This is a genomic window from Acidovorax sp. Root267, from assembly GCF_001429215.1.
GTDB lineage: Bacteria > Pseudomonadota > Gammaproteobacteria > Burkholderiales > Burkholderiaceae_C > Acidovorax > Acidovorax radicis.
The window spans coordinates 882,230-898,793 of sequence record NZ_LMJC01000001.1; the positions used below are offsets into that span (position 1 = coordinate 882,230).

13 protein-coding genes are annotated in these 16,564 nt (G+C 65.8%); 6 read left to right on the forward strand and 7 right to left on the reverse strand.

All coding sequences use genetic code 11. The annotated features are described in order from the left end of the window. Positions 1 to 7: 7 nt before the first annotated feature. From ASE39_RS03890 to ASE39_RS03910, 5 genes are all read right to left on the reverse strand, one after another. The gene (locus tag ASE39_RS03890; RefSeq protein WP_082615311.1) at positions 8 to 997 is read right to left on the reverse strand and encodes a sialate O-acetylesterase; all 990 of its coding nucleotides are present in this window, start codon (positions 995 to 997) and stop codon (positions 8 to 10) included. A gap of 24 nt (positions 998 to 1,021) precedes the next feature. Beyond that, entirely contained in the window at positions 1,022 to 2,506 is a 1,485-nt protein-coding gene (gene tldD / locus ASE39_RS03895) for a metalloprotease TldD (protein WP_057226170.1), read from the reverse strand. 81 nt (positions 2,507 to 2,587) lie between these two features. Beyond that, complete coding sequence (locus ASE39_RS03900) at positions 2,588 to 2,926, reverse strand: YegP family protein (RefSeq protein ID WP_010466461.1); 339 nt, start codon at positions 2,924 to 2,926, stop codon at positions 2,588 to 2,590. Between the two features lie 134 nt (positions 2,927 to 3,060). Beyond that, on the reverse strand, positions 3,061 to 4,233 hold the full coding sequence (gene rodA, locus ASE39_RS03905; protein ID WP_057270224.1) for a rod shape-determining protein RodA: 1,173 nt from the start codon (positions 4,231 to 4,233) through the stop codon (positions 3,061 to 3,063). Positions 4,234 to 4,290: 57 nt separating this feature from the next. Beyond that, positions 4,291 to 6,729 carry a serine/threonine protein kinase gene (locus tag ASE39_RS03910; RefSeq protein WP_057270331.1) on the reverse strand — a complete coding sequence of 813 codons (2,439 nt, stop codon included), beginning with the start codon at positions 6,727 to 6,729 and terminating at the stop codon, positions 4,291 to 4,293. Positions 6,730 to 6,839: 110 nt separating this feature from the next. Between ASE39_RS03910 and ASE39_RS03915 the strand changes: the two genes are divergently transcribed. Further along, a complete protein-coding gene (locus ASE39_RS03915; RefSeq protein WP_029414339.1) occupies positions 6,840 to 7,424 on the forward strand; it encodes a YqiA/YcfP family alpha/beta fold hydrolase in 585 nt (194 codons plus the stop codon). 41 nt (positions 7,425 to 7,465) lie between these two features. Here ASE39_RS03915 and ASE39_RS03920 read toward each other — a convergent pair whose 3' ends face one another. Continuing rightward, positions 7,466 to 9,046: a Wzy polymerase domain-containing protein gene (locus ASE39_RS03920; protein WP_057270225.1), complete on the reverse strand. Its 1,581-nt coding sequence runs from the start codon at positions 9,044 to 9,046 to the stop codon at positions 7,466 to 7,468. A gap of 280 nt (positions 9,047 to 9,326) precedes the next feature. Here ASE39_RS03920 and ASE39_RS03925 point away from each other — a divergent pair, with 280 nt between their 5' ends. From ASE39_RS03925 to ASE39_RS03945, 5 genes are all read left to right on the forward strand, one after another. Beyond that, the gene (locus ASE39_RS03925) at positions 9,327 to 11,408 is read left to right on the forward strand and encodes an RNB domain-containing ribonuclease (protein WP_057270332.1); all 2,082 of its coding nucleotides are present in this window, start codon (positions 9,327 to 9,329) and stop codon (positions 11,406 to 11,408) included. A gap of 54 nt (positions 11,409 to 11,462) precedes the next feature. Next, positions 11,463 to 12,323: a TonB family protein gene (locus ASE39_RS03930; protein ID WP_010466467.1), complete on the forward strand. Its 861-nt coding sequence runs from the start codon at positions 11,463 to 11,465 to the stop codon at positions 12,321 to 12,323. Between the two features lie 120 nt (positions 12,324 to 12,443). Then, the gene (gene aroE, locus ASE39_RS03935) at positions 12,444 to 13,292 is read left to right on the forward strand and encodes a shikimate dehydrogenase (RefSeq protein ID WP_057270226.1); all 849 of its coding nucleotides are present in this window, start codon (positions 12,444 to 12,446) and stop codon (positions 13,290 to 13,292) included. Positions 13,293 to 13,325: 33 nt separating this feature from the next. Beyond that, entirely contained in the window at positions 13,326 to 14,060 is a 735-nt protein-coding gene (mtgA, locus tag ASE39_RS03940; protein WP_029414341.1) for a monofunctional biosynthetic peptidoglycan transglycosylase, read from the forward strand. 67 nt (positions 14,061 to 14,127) lie between these two features. After that, the gene (locus ASE39_RS03945) at positions 14,128 to 15,081 is read left to right on the forward strand and encodes an MBOAT family O-acyltransferase (protein WP_082615313.1); all 954 of its coding nucleotides are present in this window, start codon (positions 14,128 to 14,130) and stop codon (positions 15,079 to 15,081) included. A gap of 5 nt (positions 15,082 to 15,086) precedes the next feature. Here ASE39_RS03945 and ASE39_RS03950 read toward each other — a convergent pair whose 3' ends face one another. Next, positions 15,087 to 16,538, reverse strand: a complete 1,452-nt coding sequence (locus ASE39_RS03950; protein WP_242421352.1) for a cytochrome P450 — start codon at positions 16,536 to 16,538, stop codon at positions 15,087 to 15,089. Positions 16,539 to 16,564 lie beyond the last annotated feature (26 nt).

Here is a 16,564-nt window from a genome sequence, read left to right on the forward strand (position 1 = left end):
ACAGTTCTCACCGAGGAGGAAAAAAGGCCTGGTAGACACGCTTGCCCAGATGGGCCTGACCATACTCATTAAAGTGCAGCCCACTGGCGTCAAGCCATCGAGAAAAATCATCCGTGTTCACCAAGCTGACACCCGGCAGTTCCCTCGCCGCGTTCTGCTGGCCACGGCGCACGGCTTTCGCATGCGCCCACGCAGAATTTTTCTGAATCCTCCCCAGCACGACGGGCACATCCTTGGTCCCCGCACAGTTCATAACGTGAACATCCTGGCGGAAGCGCCGTATGAACCCCTTGATGTTCTTTTCGTAGTTCCTTGCCGATATCTCATGCATCGCATCGGTCTCGCCTTGCATGAAAAATATACCGGCCACCCTCAGGTTCACGTCCGCACGCCTGGAATTGTGGGCATCCGCGATCATCTTCATGAGCTCCTGATACAACCGGCTGCCTGCAGACCAGTTGTCGGCATCAGCGACCGGGCTCAACGAAGTGTTTGAAATCGCCAGTTTCACAATGTAATGATCTTTCGGCGATCGATCGTTCAAATAGCGCGCAAGGTACAACTCAGGCCCGAACATGTCCTGTGCGCCGGAACCTGGGGGGAAAAACTGGGGCACGTTGGCGACGTTTTTGTAGCCAAAACCAGGTCGTGCGGTCTGCCATGTCGCGAAACGGCTCCAACTGACCGTGCGGGACTGTATGGCATCGTCCTTGCCCGCAATGTCCGGCTCCGCATTGAAGATGCCATAGATCTTCACATTCGGGAAAACGGTGTCTTCCTGAACGTAATTATTGGGACCCTGCGTGATGTCCTTGACAGACGCCAAGCCCACGGCATTGGACTGCCCGGCGATGACAAAAAGCTTGCGCACCGGCGCCAATGGGTTGTCATTCGCGGCCAGGCACTGCTGCGCGAAGACAGTACCGCTCGTACAGGCCAAGCCACACAGGCAGGCCACCCGGCCCAGCCCGCGAAGAATGCGTTGTCGAAATGCCACACAAGCCTTCTGTGTCCGCCTTCTTCAGGCCGTTCCACCCACCGTCAGTCCTTCGATGCGCAACGTAGGCTGGCCCACGCCCACCGGCACGCTCTGGCCTTCCTTGCCACAGGTGCCCACGCCGCTGTCCAGGCGCATGTCGTTGCCGATCATGGTGACCTTCTTGAGCGACTCAGGGCCGCTGCCAATGATGGTCGCGCCCTTCACGGGGTATTGGATCTTGCCATTCTCGACCCAATACGCTTCGCTGGCCGAGAAAACGAACTTGCCCGAGGTGATGTCCACCTGCCCGCCGCCGAAGTTGCTGGCGTACAGACCCTTCTTGATGCTGGCGATGATCTCCTGCGGGTCTTTGTCGCCGCCCAGCATGTAGGTGTTGGTCATGCGCGGCATGGGGATATGGGCATAACTCTCGCGCCGACCGTTGCCGGTGGGGGCCACGCCCATCAGGCGCGCGTTGAGCGAGTCCTGGATGTAGCCCTTCAAGATGCCGTCCTCGATCAGCACGTTGCGCTGGCTGGCATGGCCTTCGTCGTCCACATTGAGCGAACCCCGGCGATCGGCAATCGTGCCGTCATCCAGTACCGTCACACCCTTGGCCGCCACCCGCTGGCCGATGCGGCCGCTGAAGGCGCTGGAGCCCTTGCGATTGAAGTCCCCTTCCAGTCCGTGGCCAATGGCTTCGTGCAACAGGATACCGGGCCAGCCCGAGCCTAGCACCACGGTCATCTCACCCGCAGGAGCAGGGCGCGATTCGAGGTTGACCAGGGCAGCATTCACCGCCTCGTCCACGTATTTGCCCATTTGCTCGTCGTCGAAGTAGGCCAGGCCAAAACGACCGCCACCACCGGCAGAGCCCATCTCGCGCCGGCCGTTTTGCTCGGCGATCACGGTGACCGACAGCCGCACCAGCGGGCGCACGTCGGCCGCCAGCGTGCCATCGGCCCGGGCCACCAGCACCACGTCGTATTCGCTGGCCAGCCCCGCCATGACCTGCGCAACACGCGGGTCCTTGGCACGGGCACGCTGCTCCAGCTTTTCCAGCAAAGCCACCTTGGCCGTGCTGTCGAGCGATGCAATCGGGTCCACACCTGGATAGAGACTGCGGCCAGCCGCTACTTTTTTAGGAGCTACTCGCACTTTACCAGCCTGCGCTACTGCCGAAATAGAGCGCACAGTGCGGGCTGCGTCCAGCAAGGACGCCTCTGAAATGTCGTCCGAGTAGGCAAACGCCGTCTTCTCGCCGCTCACCGCGCGCACGCCCACGCCCTGATCAATGCTGAAGGAGCCCGTTTTGACAATGCCCTCTTCCAGGCTCCACCCTTCGCTGCGCGTGTACTGGAAGTACAGGTCGGCGTCATCCACCTGGTGGGTCCGGATCTCGGCCAGGGCCCGCGCCAGATGGCTTTCATCAAGCCCAAACGGGGTCAACAGCAATTCGCGAGCGACATCAATGCGCTGGCTGGTGGCCGCACGCTGGGGCGCGGCAGTGGTGGAGCGGAAAGTCATCGGGGCATTTTAGGCGCGCAGCCCCGCCCCGCGGCGCAAGGGGGCACATGCCCCTATGCCGCCGCGCAACCGGCCGCGGCGTCAGGCTGCCGCCTGATCATCCAGGACGGCTTGTGGTGCGTGGGTTTGCACAGACTCGATGCCTGCATCGCGCGCCTTGGCACCGGAGTACATCTGGCTTTGCCCGATGACCTGGCCATTGCCCGCCTTGAGCGTGAAATAGGGCGATCCGTCCTTGGCGCTCAGGCGCCCAAAGCGGCCATCGTCCGGGGCGTTCTTGCGCACGGATTCAATGCCATTCAGCGCGCTGGCCCGTGATTCATACAGCTCGCTGGTCAGGATGACTTGGCCATTGGTGGCCAGCAGGTTGAAGACAAATTTATCGTTCTTCGACTTCTTCAGCTCGAACTTCGCCGCCATAGGGAATCCCTCCGGTTGCATGGGCCAAGGCACAGTTGGCCTGCAGGTTTGTACCCTCTTGCCGCCACACGCGCAACGCCTGGACAGAGACCCTAGAACCTGTTCACGATCCCCAGGGGATCGCAAGCACGGTCTTACAGCGCGGGCCGAGCGTCCTTGGGGTCCTGCTTCTGCGCCCGGGCCACCGACATCAGGATGCCCAGCGCCAGGCCCAGCGTCACCATCGCAGTGCCGCCGTAGCTGATGAAAGGCAGCGGCACGCCCACCACGGGCAGGATGCCGCTGACCATGCCCATGTTCACGAAGGCATAGGTGAAGAAGATCATCGAGACCGCCCCGGCCATCAAGCGCCCGAACAGGCTGGTGGCACCTGCGGCGATGGCCAGGCCACGCCAGACGAGCATCAGGAAGCAGACCAGCAGAAAAAGGTTGCCCGCCAACCCGAACTCTTCGGAGAACGCGGCAAAGATGAAGTCGGTGGTGCGCTCGGGAATGAACTCCAGGTGCGTCTGCGTGCCGGCCATGAATCCCTTGCCCCACATCCCCCCGGAGCCGATGGCGATCATGCCCTGGATGATGTGAAACCCCTTGCCCAGCGGGTCGCGCGTGGGGTCGAGCAAGGTACAGATGCGCTGCTGCTGGTAGTCGTGCAGCACCACCCAGCGCACGCCGTCTGCGCACAGCTGGTCGCCCAGCAGCACCAGCGTGAAGATGCCTGCGCCGCCAATCAGCACGGGCGGCAAGATCAACTTCCACGACAGGCCTGCAAAAAATATCACCGACAGCCCTGCGGCCAGAACCAGCAGCGAGGTTCCCAGGTCCGGCTGCTTCATGATCAGCCCCACCGGAATGGCCAGCAGCAGCCCCGCCGCCGCAAAATCGAGCGGGCGCAGGGTGCCCTCGCGCTTCTGGAACCACCAGGCCAGCATCAGAGGCATGGCGATTTTCAGGATCTCGCTCGGCTGGATGACGATGCCTACATTGACCCAGCGCGTTGCACCTTTTTTGGTGATGCCGAACAGCGCCACCGCAAAAAGCAGCGCCACTCCGGCCGCATACAGTGGTACGGCAAATACCATGATTTTCTGCGGCGGCACCTGGGCCACCATGAACAGGATGGCGCCCGCTATGAGCATGTTGCGCCCATGGTCAGAAAAGCGCGTCCCATGGTCGAAGCCCGAGGAATACATGGCCACCAGCCCGGCGCAGGCGAGCAGCAGCACCACCAGGATAAGCGGCAGGTCGAACCCGCGGAACAGGGGAAGAAAACGCTGGGCGAGCGAGGGCTTTTCAAAAACAACGGCCATCGCTAGATTATCGGGGCGCTGGGTCACCCCTGCACCAGAACCCGCGCCCGGCGGTCGTCATCCCGCCTGGCGGAACGCCATCACGGCCTGGTTGCGCAGTGTGCGCAGCAGGCCCAGGGCCTTGTCATCTACCACGATGCCCCCGGCCGTGGACTGGTCGGCATAGATGAGTGCAAACGTCTGGCCCTTGATCTGCAACGGAAGCAGCAGGAACGACGGGGCATTGAGCCCCGTGCGGTACCACTCGGGCAGGCGGGCCTGCATCCTGGGCTCTGTCGCATCGTTGATGAGCGTGTCTGCGCCGCGCAGGCAGACGGCCGCAAACAGGTCGCCCGGCGCCTTGAGCGGGACTTTCATGGCGCGCACGGCGGCGTCGCTGCCCTCGCCCAGGCCAAAGCGGCCGGTCAGCATGTCGGTGCGCGCCTCGCGCAGGCAAAACACCATGCGCCGAAACCCCAGCGCGCGGAACATGGTCTCCAGGATCATGCGCAACACGTCATTGAGCTGAAAACTCTCGACCATGGCGTTGGTGATGTCCTGGATGCCCGCTGCCAGCACCTCATTGACCTGCGCAACCGACACCACACCACTGGCCTGCGATTCGAGCACCGCTGGCAGGGGCTGGGTTTCGCTGGCCCGCAACTCGTGCGACCCCAGGGCGTCGTCCTGCGCGGGCCCGATACCGGCGGCCGGAGGCAGCTGCAGCAGCCGTGCCGCAGGCGTCCCGGGGTCCACGCGCAGGTCCAGCGCCTCAGCCAGCGCCACGAGCTTGTGGCGGGCACGCAAGGTGGCCTCGGAAATAGCGGCTGCGGACAGCGCCAGCGTGCGGGAATAGCGTGTGCCGATCTGCCCCAGGCGCGACTCCAGCGACGCCGCCTCGCCGAGCAGCAGGGTGCTGGCCACCTCATTGGCCGCCATCGCCACCCACCGCAGGCGCTCCACGCCCTGCTCCGGCGCGCGTTGCATGGGCGAGCCCATGGGCTTGCGCATGCAGCGCTGCAGGCTTTCGGGCAGACCCCAGACGCGGGCCACGCCCACTCCCAGGTCCTCGAACCCCAGGCCCAGCACCTGGAGCGCGGCCGACTCTTCGCCCCCCTCCACGCGGCCAGACGCCAGCAGGGAGCGCACCTGCCGCGCCTCTTCCGGAAAGTAGAACTCGCACAACATGCGGCCCAGGTTCTGGAACATCGCGCCAATGAAGGCTTCTTCGGCCGCCTGACCGGGCTCGCACAGCTCAGCAGCCACCGACCCCGCCATCATGGCGCGCAAAAACTCCTCGCGCATCTGGCTCGCATGGGCCTTGTCCTGCATGTGGTCCAGCAGCACCAGGCTGAGCGCCATGTTGCGCACGGCGTTGAAGCCCACCAGGCTCACGGCCCGCGACACGGTGCTGATGGTGCCCCGGCCCGCATGCGCAAAATGCACGCTGTTGACCAGGCGCAGCAGCTTGTTGGTGAGCGCCACGTCCTTGAGGATCTCGTGCGTGAGATCGCTGATGCTGTCGTCCTCCGAGTTGGCCACGCGCTGGATACGGGCCACCGAGTCCGACAGCGCCGGAAAGTCGCTCTTGTGGCGCATGCGCCGCAGCAGGAAATCCAGTGTGGCGTTGCTGGCCGCCGTGGGCGCGCTGGCGGGTGCGGCCCAGGCACGCAAGGCATCGCGGAACTCCGCCGCCGACGGGTAGCGCTGGCCCGGCTCGCGCGCCATCGCACGTTGCAAAACGGCCCGCAGGCCGTCATCCACACCCGGCCCGAGGTCTTCGGGCAGCACCAGGGTTTCGTTGGCGATGCGGTACAGCGCCTGCCAGGTGTCTTTCTGGTGGATCAGCGGCTGGCCCGTGAGCATCTCCACCAGCACCAGGGCGGCCGAATACACATCCATGGCCGGCGCGGGGGCCTCCCCGGCAGCCGCCTCGGGCGCGAGGTACGCCGGGGTGCCACTGGCCAGCTGTGAATCCGGCGCGGCCTGCACCGGTGCCGCCATGCCAAAGTCCATGACCCGGGCGTGGCGCTGGGTGTCGATCATGATGTTGGAAGGCTTGAGGTCGCGGTGCACGATGCCGGCCTGGTGCGCTGCCTGCAGACCATCCAGCACGTCCACCATCAGCGCCACCGCGTCGTGCGGCGTGCAGCGCCCCTGCTGCGCCAGGTGTTCGGCCAGGGTCTTGCCTGGCACGTACTCGAAGACGATGTAGGGCTGGCGGCCCTGCACATCGGCCTCGAACACCGGCACGATGAAGGGGTGCGCAAGACGCCCCACATGCCGCGCCTCGCGCAGCCAGTGCTCGAGCACCGACGGGTCCTGGTCCTCCACGGGGCGCATGAGCTTGATGGCCACCTCGCGCTGCAGGCGCGGGTCCAGCGCCAGCCACACCGTGGCCTGGGCGCCCCGGCCCAGCAGCTTCTTCAGCTCAAAGCGGCCCAGCGACGTGGGCGGCTTGTCGGCGGATCCCTGGGCCCAGCGTCTGGCGGTGGAAAGCGGGGCAAAATCAGTCATGGTGGGGATCAAGGCAGCGGGCGCACCGCGTGGCGCCCATGCCATGCATCTTATGTCCCGGCCATCCCCTTTGCAGCAGTGATTCCCCTGCCCTGTCGTTTTCCCCATCCATGACCACCACCCACCTTCTGTACCTGCACGGTTTTCGCTCTTCGCCCCAGTCTGCCAAGGCCCGGCAGATGGCCGCGCATGTGGCGCGGCGCCACCCTGGCGTCACCTTCTGGTGCCCCCAGCTGCCCCCATCCCCCAAGGCAGCGATGGACCTGGTGGCGCAAGGCATTGCCCTGTGGCCCGGCAGCGCGATGGCGGTGATCGGCTCGTCGCTCGGCGGCTTTTACGCCAGCTGGGTGGCGCGGCACAAGGGCTGCCCCAGCGTCATGCTCAATCCAGCCGTGCACCCGGCGCGCGACCTCGCGCGGTACATCGGCGAGCAGACCGCCTGGCACGACCCGGCCGAGCGGTTTTACTTCCAGCCTGAATATATTGACGAGCTGCGCGCGCTCGACACCACGGGCCAGCCACCCGCCGCGCCGGAGATGGCCATCATTGCCAAGGGCGACGAGGTGCTGGACTGGCGTGAAATGGTGGCGCGCTACCCGCAAGCACGGCTGGTGGTGCAAGAAGGCGGAGAGCACGCCCTCGCCAATTTCAGCGACTACCTGCCCCAGGTGACGGAGTTCCTCGACCTGGCCTGACATCGCCCAGGCGCCAGGGGCACCAGCGCATCAGAAGCTGTTCAATGTGCCTGGGATGCCCGGTTGCCTCCCGCACCCATCCAGCGGGCATAGTCGTCCGGGTAGGCCGCGCGGTAGCGCTTCATGTGGAAAGCCGCTTCGTCGTCCTTGCCCAGCATGACGGCGCTTTCGACCAGCGCCTCGATGATGCGGGGCTCGGGTGAGTAATGCAGCAGCTCCTGGGCCAGGGCGTTCATGCGCGCTGCGTTGTCCCGGGTCAGCCCCGTGGTGGTCAAGCGCGCAAAATCCAGCTGGCTTGAAAACAGCAGCGAATGGGACACCTTGGCTTGCGTGTCCTCGCGGTACGCCGCAGCCCGCTGCGCGCTGGGCTTGTAAAGCTGGCTCACGCGGTGGTAGTCCCAGGCGGCAACACCACACACCCCCAGAATCGCCACGGCGGCCACCAGCGCCGCAGCCCCCGCTCGCCACGCGTGTCCTTCCGATTCTTCATCGCGCCGGGGCCAGACCAGGATTGCCACCGACAACAAGGCCACCAACTGGAACGGCCCGTACCACAGCGGGTATTCCAGCATGCTGTGCAATCCGATGATCGCCAACACCCCCCAGGCCAGCTGGCGCACAGGCTCCGTTTCGCGCCAAGGCCGGGCCCACAGGCCCCATGCAACGACGGCCCCGCACAACGCCACGGCTGCGGGCAGGCCCAGCTCCACGGCCAGGTGCAGGGGCAGGTTGTGCGCGTTGTCCAGCAGCACACAAAAGCGCTCGCCGGGGAACAGCGTGATGTAGTGCGCGTAATCCAGCTCGCCCCAGCCCCAGCCCAGCCACGGCTTCTGCGCCATCAGGGTGAGCACGTTGGACCACAACACCCGCCGGCTGGTGCAGGCGTGCGACCCATCGGTGAAGCGATGGAACAGGGCATCGACACGCACGCCCTGGAACTTCCAGAGCGCCTCGGGCAACACCCAGGCAGCCACCAGAAAAACCGCAAAACCCGCAATGCCCAGGCGCAGCGCCCCACCACGGCCCGCGCCACGCCACAGAGCCAGAAGCGCCAGGATGAGCAGCCATTGCACCACCCCGGTCCGCGATGCCGTGGCGGCCCCGCCGACAGCGATCCACATCAGGACCACGGGGGCCAGCATGTTCCACAACCCCGAGAAAGGCAGCCGGCCTGGACCTGCAGGCGCCCCGATCAAGTCCGCGCTGCCTTGCGGCCGGGCATGCAGCGTCCACCACAGCCAGGCCCATGCGCCCAGGCTGAGCAGGGTGGCCTGCTGGTTGCGCTGGCGCAGGTTGCCCACCGCCTGGCCCGGCACCGAGGCGTGAATCCACGGCCCCAGCCCCACGTCGCCGACCAGGTACTGCACCAGTCCGATGACGCTGGCCACCAGCGCAGCCAATCCCAGCCCACCCGCCAGCAGCCAACCCCACCCCACAGGCCCCTGGCGCCGCCATACCCCGGCGCGTGCCCACCCGGCAGCCAGCAGCAAGAGCACCGCCCCACACACCCAGGACGTCAACAGCGGCCAGAAGTTGGCGATCGGGGCGTCGGTGACGGCAAACAGAAACGGCAAAGCCACTGCGAGCAAGGCCAGCGGAACGGCAATGGCATCAAAAAACATGTCGAAAGAACCGGGCCATCGTGTAAAGCCCTGGATCATAGGGGCGGCCTAGGAGCCTGTCGGACTTGGAGCGTCGATAGCGGAAACCGGCCCCAGCGAGGACAGTTTTTGCCGAATTTGCAGCCCCATAGCCGAGCCATGGGGCAAAAAGACGGTGTTCTCGAAGAGCGGCGGAGCCAAAAATGGACCGCTGCGGCCGATTTACAGCCGACGATTTCCAAATTCGGCAGGTTCCTATGGGCCGCCGGACCGGCTTGGCACCCATGGGACAATGCCGCCCATGCATGCATTGTTTGAAGAAGCTGGCAAATTCATGGCCGGCCGTATCCTGTCCGAAGCCGACACATCCGCCCAGGTCGAGCTCGACTCCGGCAAGCGGGTCAAGGTCAAGGCCGCCAACATCCTCCTGAAGTTCGAAAAGCCGGCCCCGGCGGAACTCATCGCCCAGGCGCAGGCCGTGGCCGAGTCCATAGAACTGGACCTGGCCTGGGAGTTCGCGCCCGAAGACGAATTCGGCTTTGCCGACTTGGCGCGCGACTATTTCTCCGAGAACGCCACCCTGGTCCAGCAGGCCGGCGCCCTGTTCCGCCTGTACGACGCGCCGCACTACTTCCGCCGCGCGGGCAAGGGCCGGTTCAAGAAGGCATCGGCCGAGATCCTGCAGCAGGCGCTGGCCGCCATCGAGAAGAAAAAAGCCCTGCTTGCGCAGATCGACGAGTGGGCCGCGGCCCTCGGACGCGGCGAATGCCCGCAGCCCATCCGCGACCAGCTCTACAAGATCCTGTTCAAACCGGACAAGAACGCGCCCGAATACAAGGCCGTGGTGGACGCCAGCCGCGCCACGCACACCGCGCCGCTCGACCTGCTGCAAAAGGCCGGCGCCATCGATTCAGCCTACCAGTTCCACTGGAAGCGCTTTCTGTTCGAGAACTTCCCCAAGGGCACGGGCTTTCCGGCCGTCACGGCACCCGCCATTGCCGACGAGCTGCCGCTGTCCACCGCGCAGGCGTACTCCATCGACGATTCGCAGACCACCGAAATCGACGATGCGCTGTCGGTGCAGGGCCTGGGCACGGGCACGGGCACGGTGGTGCTGGGCATCCACATCGCCGCGCCGGGCCTGGCGATCCAGCCGGGCAGCGCCATCGACCAGCTCGGCCGCGCGCGCCTGTCCACGGTGTACATGCCGGGCTACAAGATCACCATGCTGCCTGACGATGTGGTGCAGACCTACACGCTGGACGAAGGCCGCGCCAACCCGGCCGTGTCGCTGTACGTGACCATCGACGAAGCCACGCTGGAGTTCAAGAGCTCCGAGACCAAGCTCGAGCGCGTGCATGTGGTCGCCAACCTGCGCCACGACCAGCTTGACGCGGTGGTGACGGAAGAATGGCTGTCCAACCCGGCCTTTGAGCACCAAAACGACCCGCAGCGCTTGTCCGACCTGCGCCCCCAGCTATCATTTTTGCACCGCCTGGCCAAAGACCTCAAGGCCCGCCGCGAGGTGGTGCGCGGCAAGCCCGAGAACTTCAACCGGCCGGACTACAACTTCCGCCTGGTTGGCAACAACGGTGCCGAGCCCACGGGCGACGAGCAGGTGCAGATCAGCGTGCGCCAGCGTGGCGCGCCGCTCGACCTGATCGTGGCGGAGGCCATGATCGTGGCCAACAGCACCTGGGGCAGCTGGATGGCCGAGCTGGGCGTGCCCGGCATCTACCGCAGCCAGGCCAGCATGGCGCCGGGCGTGAAGGTGCGCATGGGCACCAAGGCGCTGCCGCACGCGGGCATCGGCGTCAAAGCGTATTCGTGGGCTACTTCGCCCCTGCGCCGCTACACCGACCTGGTCAATCAGTGGCAGATCATTGCCTGCGCCCGCCACGGCAAGACCGCCGCGCTGGCCGCCCCTTTCAAGCCCAAGGATGCGGACCTGTTCTCCATCATCAGCAGCTTTGACGGCGCCTACAGCGCCTACAACGGCTACCAGGGCGGCATGGAACGCTTCTGGACGCTCAAGTACGTGGAGCAGAACGGCATCACCGAGCTGAACGCCACCGTCTTCAAGGAAGGCCCGGGCGGCAGCTTTTTGGTGCGGGCGGACGACATTCCGCTGGTCTTCCCGGTGCTGGGCGCGCAGAACCTGCCGCGCGGCGCGCGCCTCCTGGTCAAGCTGGGCGAGGTGGACGAAATCACCCTCGACATCCACGGCACCGTGATCGAGCGCCTGGACGACCCGGCCGACACCAGCGACGACGGCCCGGTGGACGATGCCGAGGACGACGACACCGTGGCCGGCCCGATCGCCATCGCGGTGGATGTGAACGAGGCCCCTGCCGAAGCCGCTGTGGCAGCCGCGGCTTCCTGACTGCCCCCCCACAGCCACCGACAGCCCCGAAATACCCCCTGATAATTGCCGGCGATGAAACTCCCCGCCTTCCTCCGCACTTTCAGCACGCTGCAGCTCGCGCTGGGCGTCTCGGTGGCCGTGCACGCCGCGCTCATCTCGGTGCGCTTCATTGACCCCGAGGGTTTCAACCGCGTGTTCCAGGACACGCCGCTCGAAGTCATCCTGGTCAATGCCAAGTCCAACGAGCGCCCCGACAAGGCCCAGGCGATTGCCCAGTCCAACCTGGCAGGCGGTGGCGACGCCGAGAAGGGCCGGGCCACCAGCCCCCTGCCCTACTCGGCCCTCACGGCCATCGGCGACGACTTTGAGGAAGCACAGCGCAAGATGGATTCCATGCAGGAGCAGCAGGCGCAGCTGCTGGCCCAGCTGCGCAAGCAACTGGCCACCATGCCCGAGCCCGATCCGCGCCAGGCCAGCCAGAGCACCGAGCAGGCGAACGAGCAGGAAAAGCGCCGCCAGCTCGTCAAGCTGCTGGCTGAGATCGAAAAGCGCATCAACGAAGAAAACTCGCGCCCCAAGAAGCGCTACATCAGCCCCGCCACACGCGAAGAGGCCTACGCCATTTACTACGACGGCCTGCGCCGCAAGGTGGAAGACAAGGGCACCGAAAACTTCCCCGAACAGGGCGGCAAGAAGCTGTATGGCGAGCTGACCATGATCGTCACCGTCAACCACGACGGCCGCGTGCTGGAGACCGAGGTGGTGCAAGGCTCGGGCAACCCCACGCTGGACCGGCGCGCCGAGGCCATTGCCCGCGCAGCCGGCCCCTTTGGCGCATTTGGCGCCGACATGCGCAAAAAAGCCGACCAGATCGCCATGGTGGCGCGCTTCAAGTTCACGCGCGACCAAACTCTCGAAACCAGTGTTCGGTAAGCCCCCTGAGTCGCCTGCGGCGCCTTCCCTCCTGGGGGACGCCGCCAGCGGCCTGGCAAAGCCAGTTCCGCGGCAGCCCCGGCCTGACCCCGCTCCCTGCATGCAGCCCTTGTTGTTCCCATGACCTCTTCGCCTCTCGCCCCCGACCTGTACTGCGTGATGGGCAACCCGGTGGCGCACAGCCGCTCGCCTGCCATCCACGCCCGCTTTGCCCAGCTCACGGGTGAGCACATCGCCTACGAGCGCCGCATGGTGCCCATGGATGGTTTTGCGCAGGGCGTGCGCGACTTCGCGGCCCAGGGCGGGCGCGGCTGCAATGTCACCGTGCCTTTCAAGACCGAGGCACCCGGTCTGGCCACCGAATGCAGCGAACGCGTGCAGCTGGCCGGTGCGGCCAACACCCTCACCTTCCGCGCCGACGGCAGCATCTATGCCGACAACACCGACGGCCTGGGCCTGGTGGCCGACATCACGCGCAACGCGGGTGTCTCCCTGGCGGGGCGTGATGTGCTGCTGGTGGGCGCCGGTGGCGCCGCAGCGGGCGTGCTGGGCCCGCTGCTGCTGGCCGGTGCCCGCCACGTCACCGTGGCCAACCGCACACTGGCCAAGGCGCAGGCCCTGGTGCATTCGCACAGCGCACTGGCATCGCTACAAAAATCAGAGCTACTAGCGCTTGCCCCACAAGCACTAGATGCCAATTTTGATGTCATCATCAACGCCACGGCCAGCAGCCTGGCCGGTGCCGAAGTGCCGGTGCCCGCCCACGTGCTGCGCCCGGGCTGCCTGGCCTACGACATGATGTACGGCCCTGCCGCCCAGGGTTTTCTGGACTGGGCCCGGCGCCACGGCGCCATTCCGCGTGACGGCCTGGGCATGCTGGTGGAGCAGGCCGCCGAAGCATTCTTGCTGTGGCGCGGCGTGCGCCCGCCATCGGCGCAGGTGCTGCAGGAAATGCAGCAGGCCATCTAGATAACAACACCGAACACGGGGAGACACACCGCAATGAGAGCCGTGCTGCGCTGGCTGGGACTGGTGGTGCTCGCCTTCGTAGCGCTGCAGCTGTTCTTCGTGGTCCGCATTGCGGCCATGGTGGTCATCGACCCCGAATCCACCAGCTTTCAGCGCTCTGAGGCCTGGACACTGCTCACCACCAAGGGCAGCGTCCCCTGGCGCCAGCAGTGGGTGCCCTACGCCAGCATCTCGGACCCGCTCAAGCGCGCCGTCATCGCCTCGGAAGACGATGGTTTTGTGAGCCACGACGGCGTGGACTGGAACGCCATCGAAAAAGCCTGGGAGCGCAACGCCAAGGCCGAAGCCCTGGCCAACAAGGCCCAGTCCCGCGCCCCCGACCGCCCCGTGCGCGCCCCCAAGATCCGGGGTGGCTCCACCATCACGCAACAACTGGCCAAGAACCTGCTGCTGTCGGGCGAACGCACCCTGCTGCGCAAGGGGCAGGAATTTGTGCTCACGCTGCTGCTGGAGCAACTGCTGAGCAAACAACGCATCCTGGAGATCTACCTCAACAGCGTGGAATGGGGCGAAGGCGTGTTCGGCGCCGAGGCGGCCGCGCAGCATTACTTCCGCAAAAGCGCCTCGCGCCTCACCGCCGCCGAAGCTGCGCGCCTGGCGGTGATGCTGCCCGCACCCAAGCGGTTTGAGAAGACGCCGGGGTCGGCGTATCTGGCGGGGCGGACGCGGACCATCCTGGCGCGGATGGGGGGGGCGGAGCTGCCGTGAGGGCGAACGCCGCGCCACACGGCACGGGGAGTGGAATGACAGAGCACCGCGAAGGAACCCGGACACCATGCAGCACCTATTCGCTGGATTTCTTGCCCCTTACCTCTTGGCGATGGCCTGCTTCCCACTGCTCTCGCACCGAGGTAAGGGTATCTGCGCGCAGTCGAGCTTGCTGCTAAGTGGCTGGCTGCTGATTGTCTTGTCGCCCTGGCTGATCCCTGCCGGACAGGCGCTTCCCCGGTTCCTCGCTGCCATGTCCGCAACCCTCATGGCCATCAAGGTGATCGATGCCTGGCTGGACCTGCGGCGGAGGTCACCGCCGACCTGGAAAGAGTTCGTGGCCTTTCTGGCAAATCCCTTCGTTCTGGTTCGGCGGTGTCTGCCACTGGAGCGCCAAGTGCCAGGGCGCACAAACCTCTCGCACCTGGTGCGGGGGTCGGTGGGCTGCGCTATCGGCATTGCGCTCCTGAACGGTCTGTTCCGTGTGGATTGGCAAGATTGGCCATTTCTTCTGGAGCACGCCAGCAAAGTGACGGCCCTGATGGTGGCAATCATCTCCGGGCTTTCCGCATCGACCGCCCTGTGGAGATTGTCTGGCGGGGTAGCGCGCGAATACATGGACCATCCTTTTGCGGCACGCACGCCCGCAGACTTCTGGCGGCGGTACAACCGCAACATGCAGCAGTTCTTCTGGGAGGACCTCTTCAAACCCCTCGGTGGACATCGCACTCCTGTTCGAACCACGCTGGTGGTGTTTGGATTGTCGGCACTGATCCACGAACTCATCTTTTACGCAGCCATCGGACGTGTGCAGGGCTATCAATCGGTCTTCTTCGCTCTGCACGGCGTTGCGGCGGCAATGACACTGCGCGTCAGGGCCAAAAAGGGCTGGGCAGCCATCCCGTGGATAGCTGGAACCCTCGCCTTCAACCTGGCATCGTCCGTGTTCTTCTTCGCAAGCATTCACGGAGTGACTCCTTTCTACGCCCGCGGGCTACCAGGCTGGCTGCAAGGCTGGTAGCCCGCCTACCGCTTCTTTAGCCACACCCGCACGGGGTCCTCCGGCCGCAAGGTCACATGCAGCTTCGGCGCACAGGCTGGCGCCCCCTCCGGCAGCCGCAACCGGTACCGCTGCAGCAGCATGGCCGCCAGCAGCGTCATCTCCAGCATCGCAAAGTGCTGACCGATACACACGCGCGGGCCCAAGCCAAACGGTATCCACGCGCCTTTGGGGATGGCCGGGGCATCGTCCAGAAAACGCTCAGGCACAAACTGGTCGGCCTGGGAAAACCAGCGTTCATCCCGGTGCAGCACCCAGGGCGTGATGCGCAGCATGGCACCCTTTGGCACCTCCACGCCGCCCAGCGTGATGGGTGCGGTGGTGCGCCGGGTCATCAGCGCGGCGATGGGGGGGTACAGGCGCAGCGCCTCCTTGAGCGTGGCTGCCAGAAAGGGCAGCCGGGCCAGGTGCTCGGGGCCGGGCGTCTGGCCCGGGGGCAGCACACTGTCCACCTCGGCCTGCGCGCGCTGCGCGGCCTCGGGATGTTCGGCCATCACGCGGCTCCACCACAGCAGCGTGGTGGCGCTGGTCTCGTGCCCGGCCTGGAAGCTGACCATGCACTGGTCGAACACTTCCTGCGGCGACAGCGGCTCSCCAGTGCCTTCGTCGCGCAACGCCAGCAGCATGTGCAGCAAGTCGGTGCGCGGTGGTGGGGCACCGGCCGGGTCATTCTCTTCCCGTCTGCGCGCATCGATGTGGCGCTGCACCAGCGCCTTGAGCGCCTTGAGCGCGCGGCGCTTGGCGGCCTTGCCGGGCAGGGGCAGCCAGTCGGGCAGCGTGAAGGGCATGAACATTTCCCGGAACGCCGTCTCCGACAGCGTCTGCGTGGCCCAGGCGGCATCGCGCGCATCGGCCTTTGCCGACTCACTGAACAGCGTGCGCAGGATCACGTCCATGGCCACATCGGTCCAGAGTGTGTCCATGGGCACCAGGGCTTCGGCCTGGCCTGCGGGCACGGCCGCGTCGAGCGCGCTGCGGGCCGCATCGGTCATCAGTTGCGCATAGCCCGCCACGCGTTTGGGGCTGAAGGCTGGCATCAGCATGCGGCGCTGGCGCTGCCAGGTTTCGCCCTCGGTCACCAGCACGCTTTGGCCGAACACCTGCTCGAACACGGCAATGCCGCGTTCCCAGCGGATCAGCTGGTCCGCGTGGGTGACCAGCGCCTCGCGCACGAGATCGGGCGACAGAAGATCCCAGGCGTCTTCGTTGCCCAGGCGCATGCGGGTCAGGTCGCCATGGTCGCGCTGCAGGCGGGTGACAAAACCGAGGTAATCGGCACGCATCTCCATCAGCAAGGGCAGGCCCCACCAGCGACTGGCCGGGCCACCGGGCTGGTGGCCCCGGGTTGGTGCAGTCTGCGCAGAGGGGGAAGGTGCCGCTGGCATCGATGGGGTGGCGGTGGTGGTGGTGTGGGTCATGGCGTGCATGTTGCGGTGCAACAGCG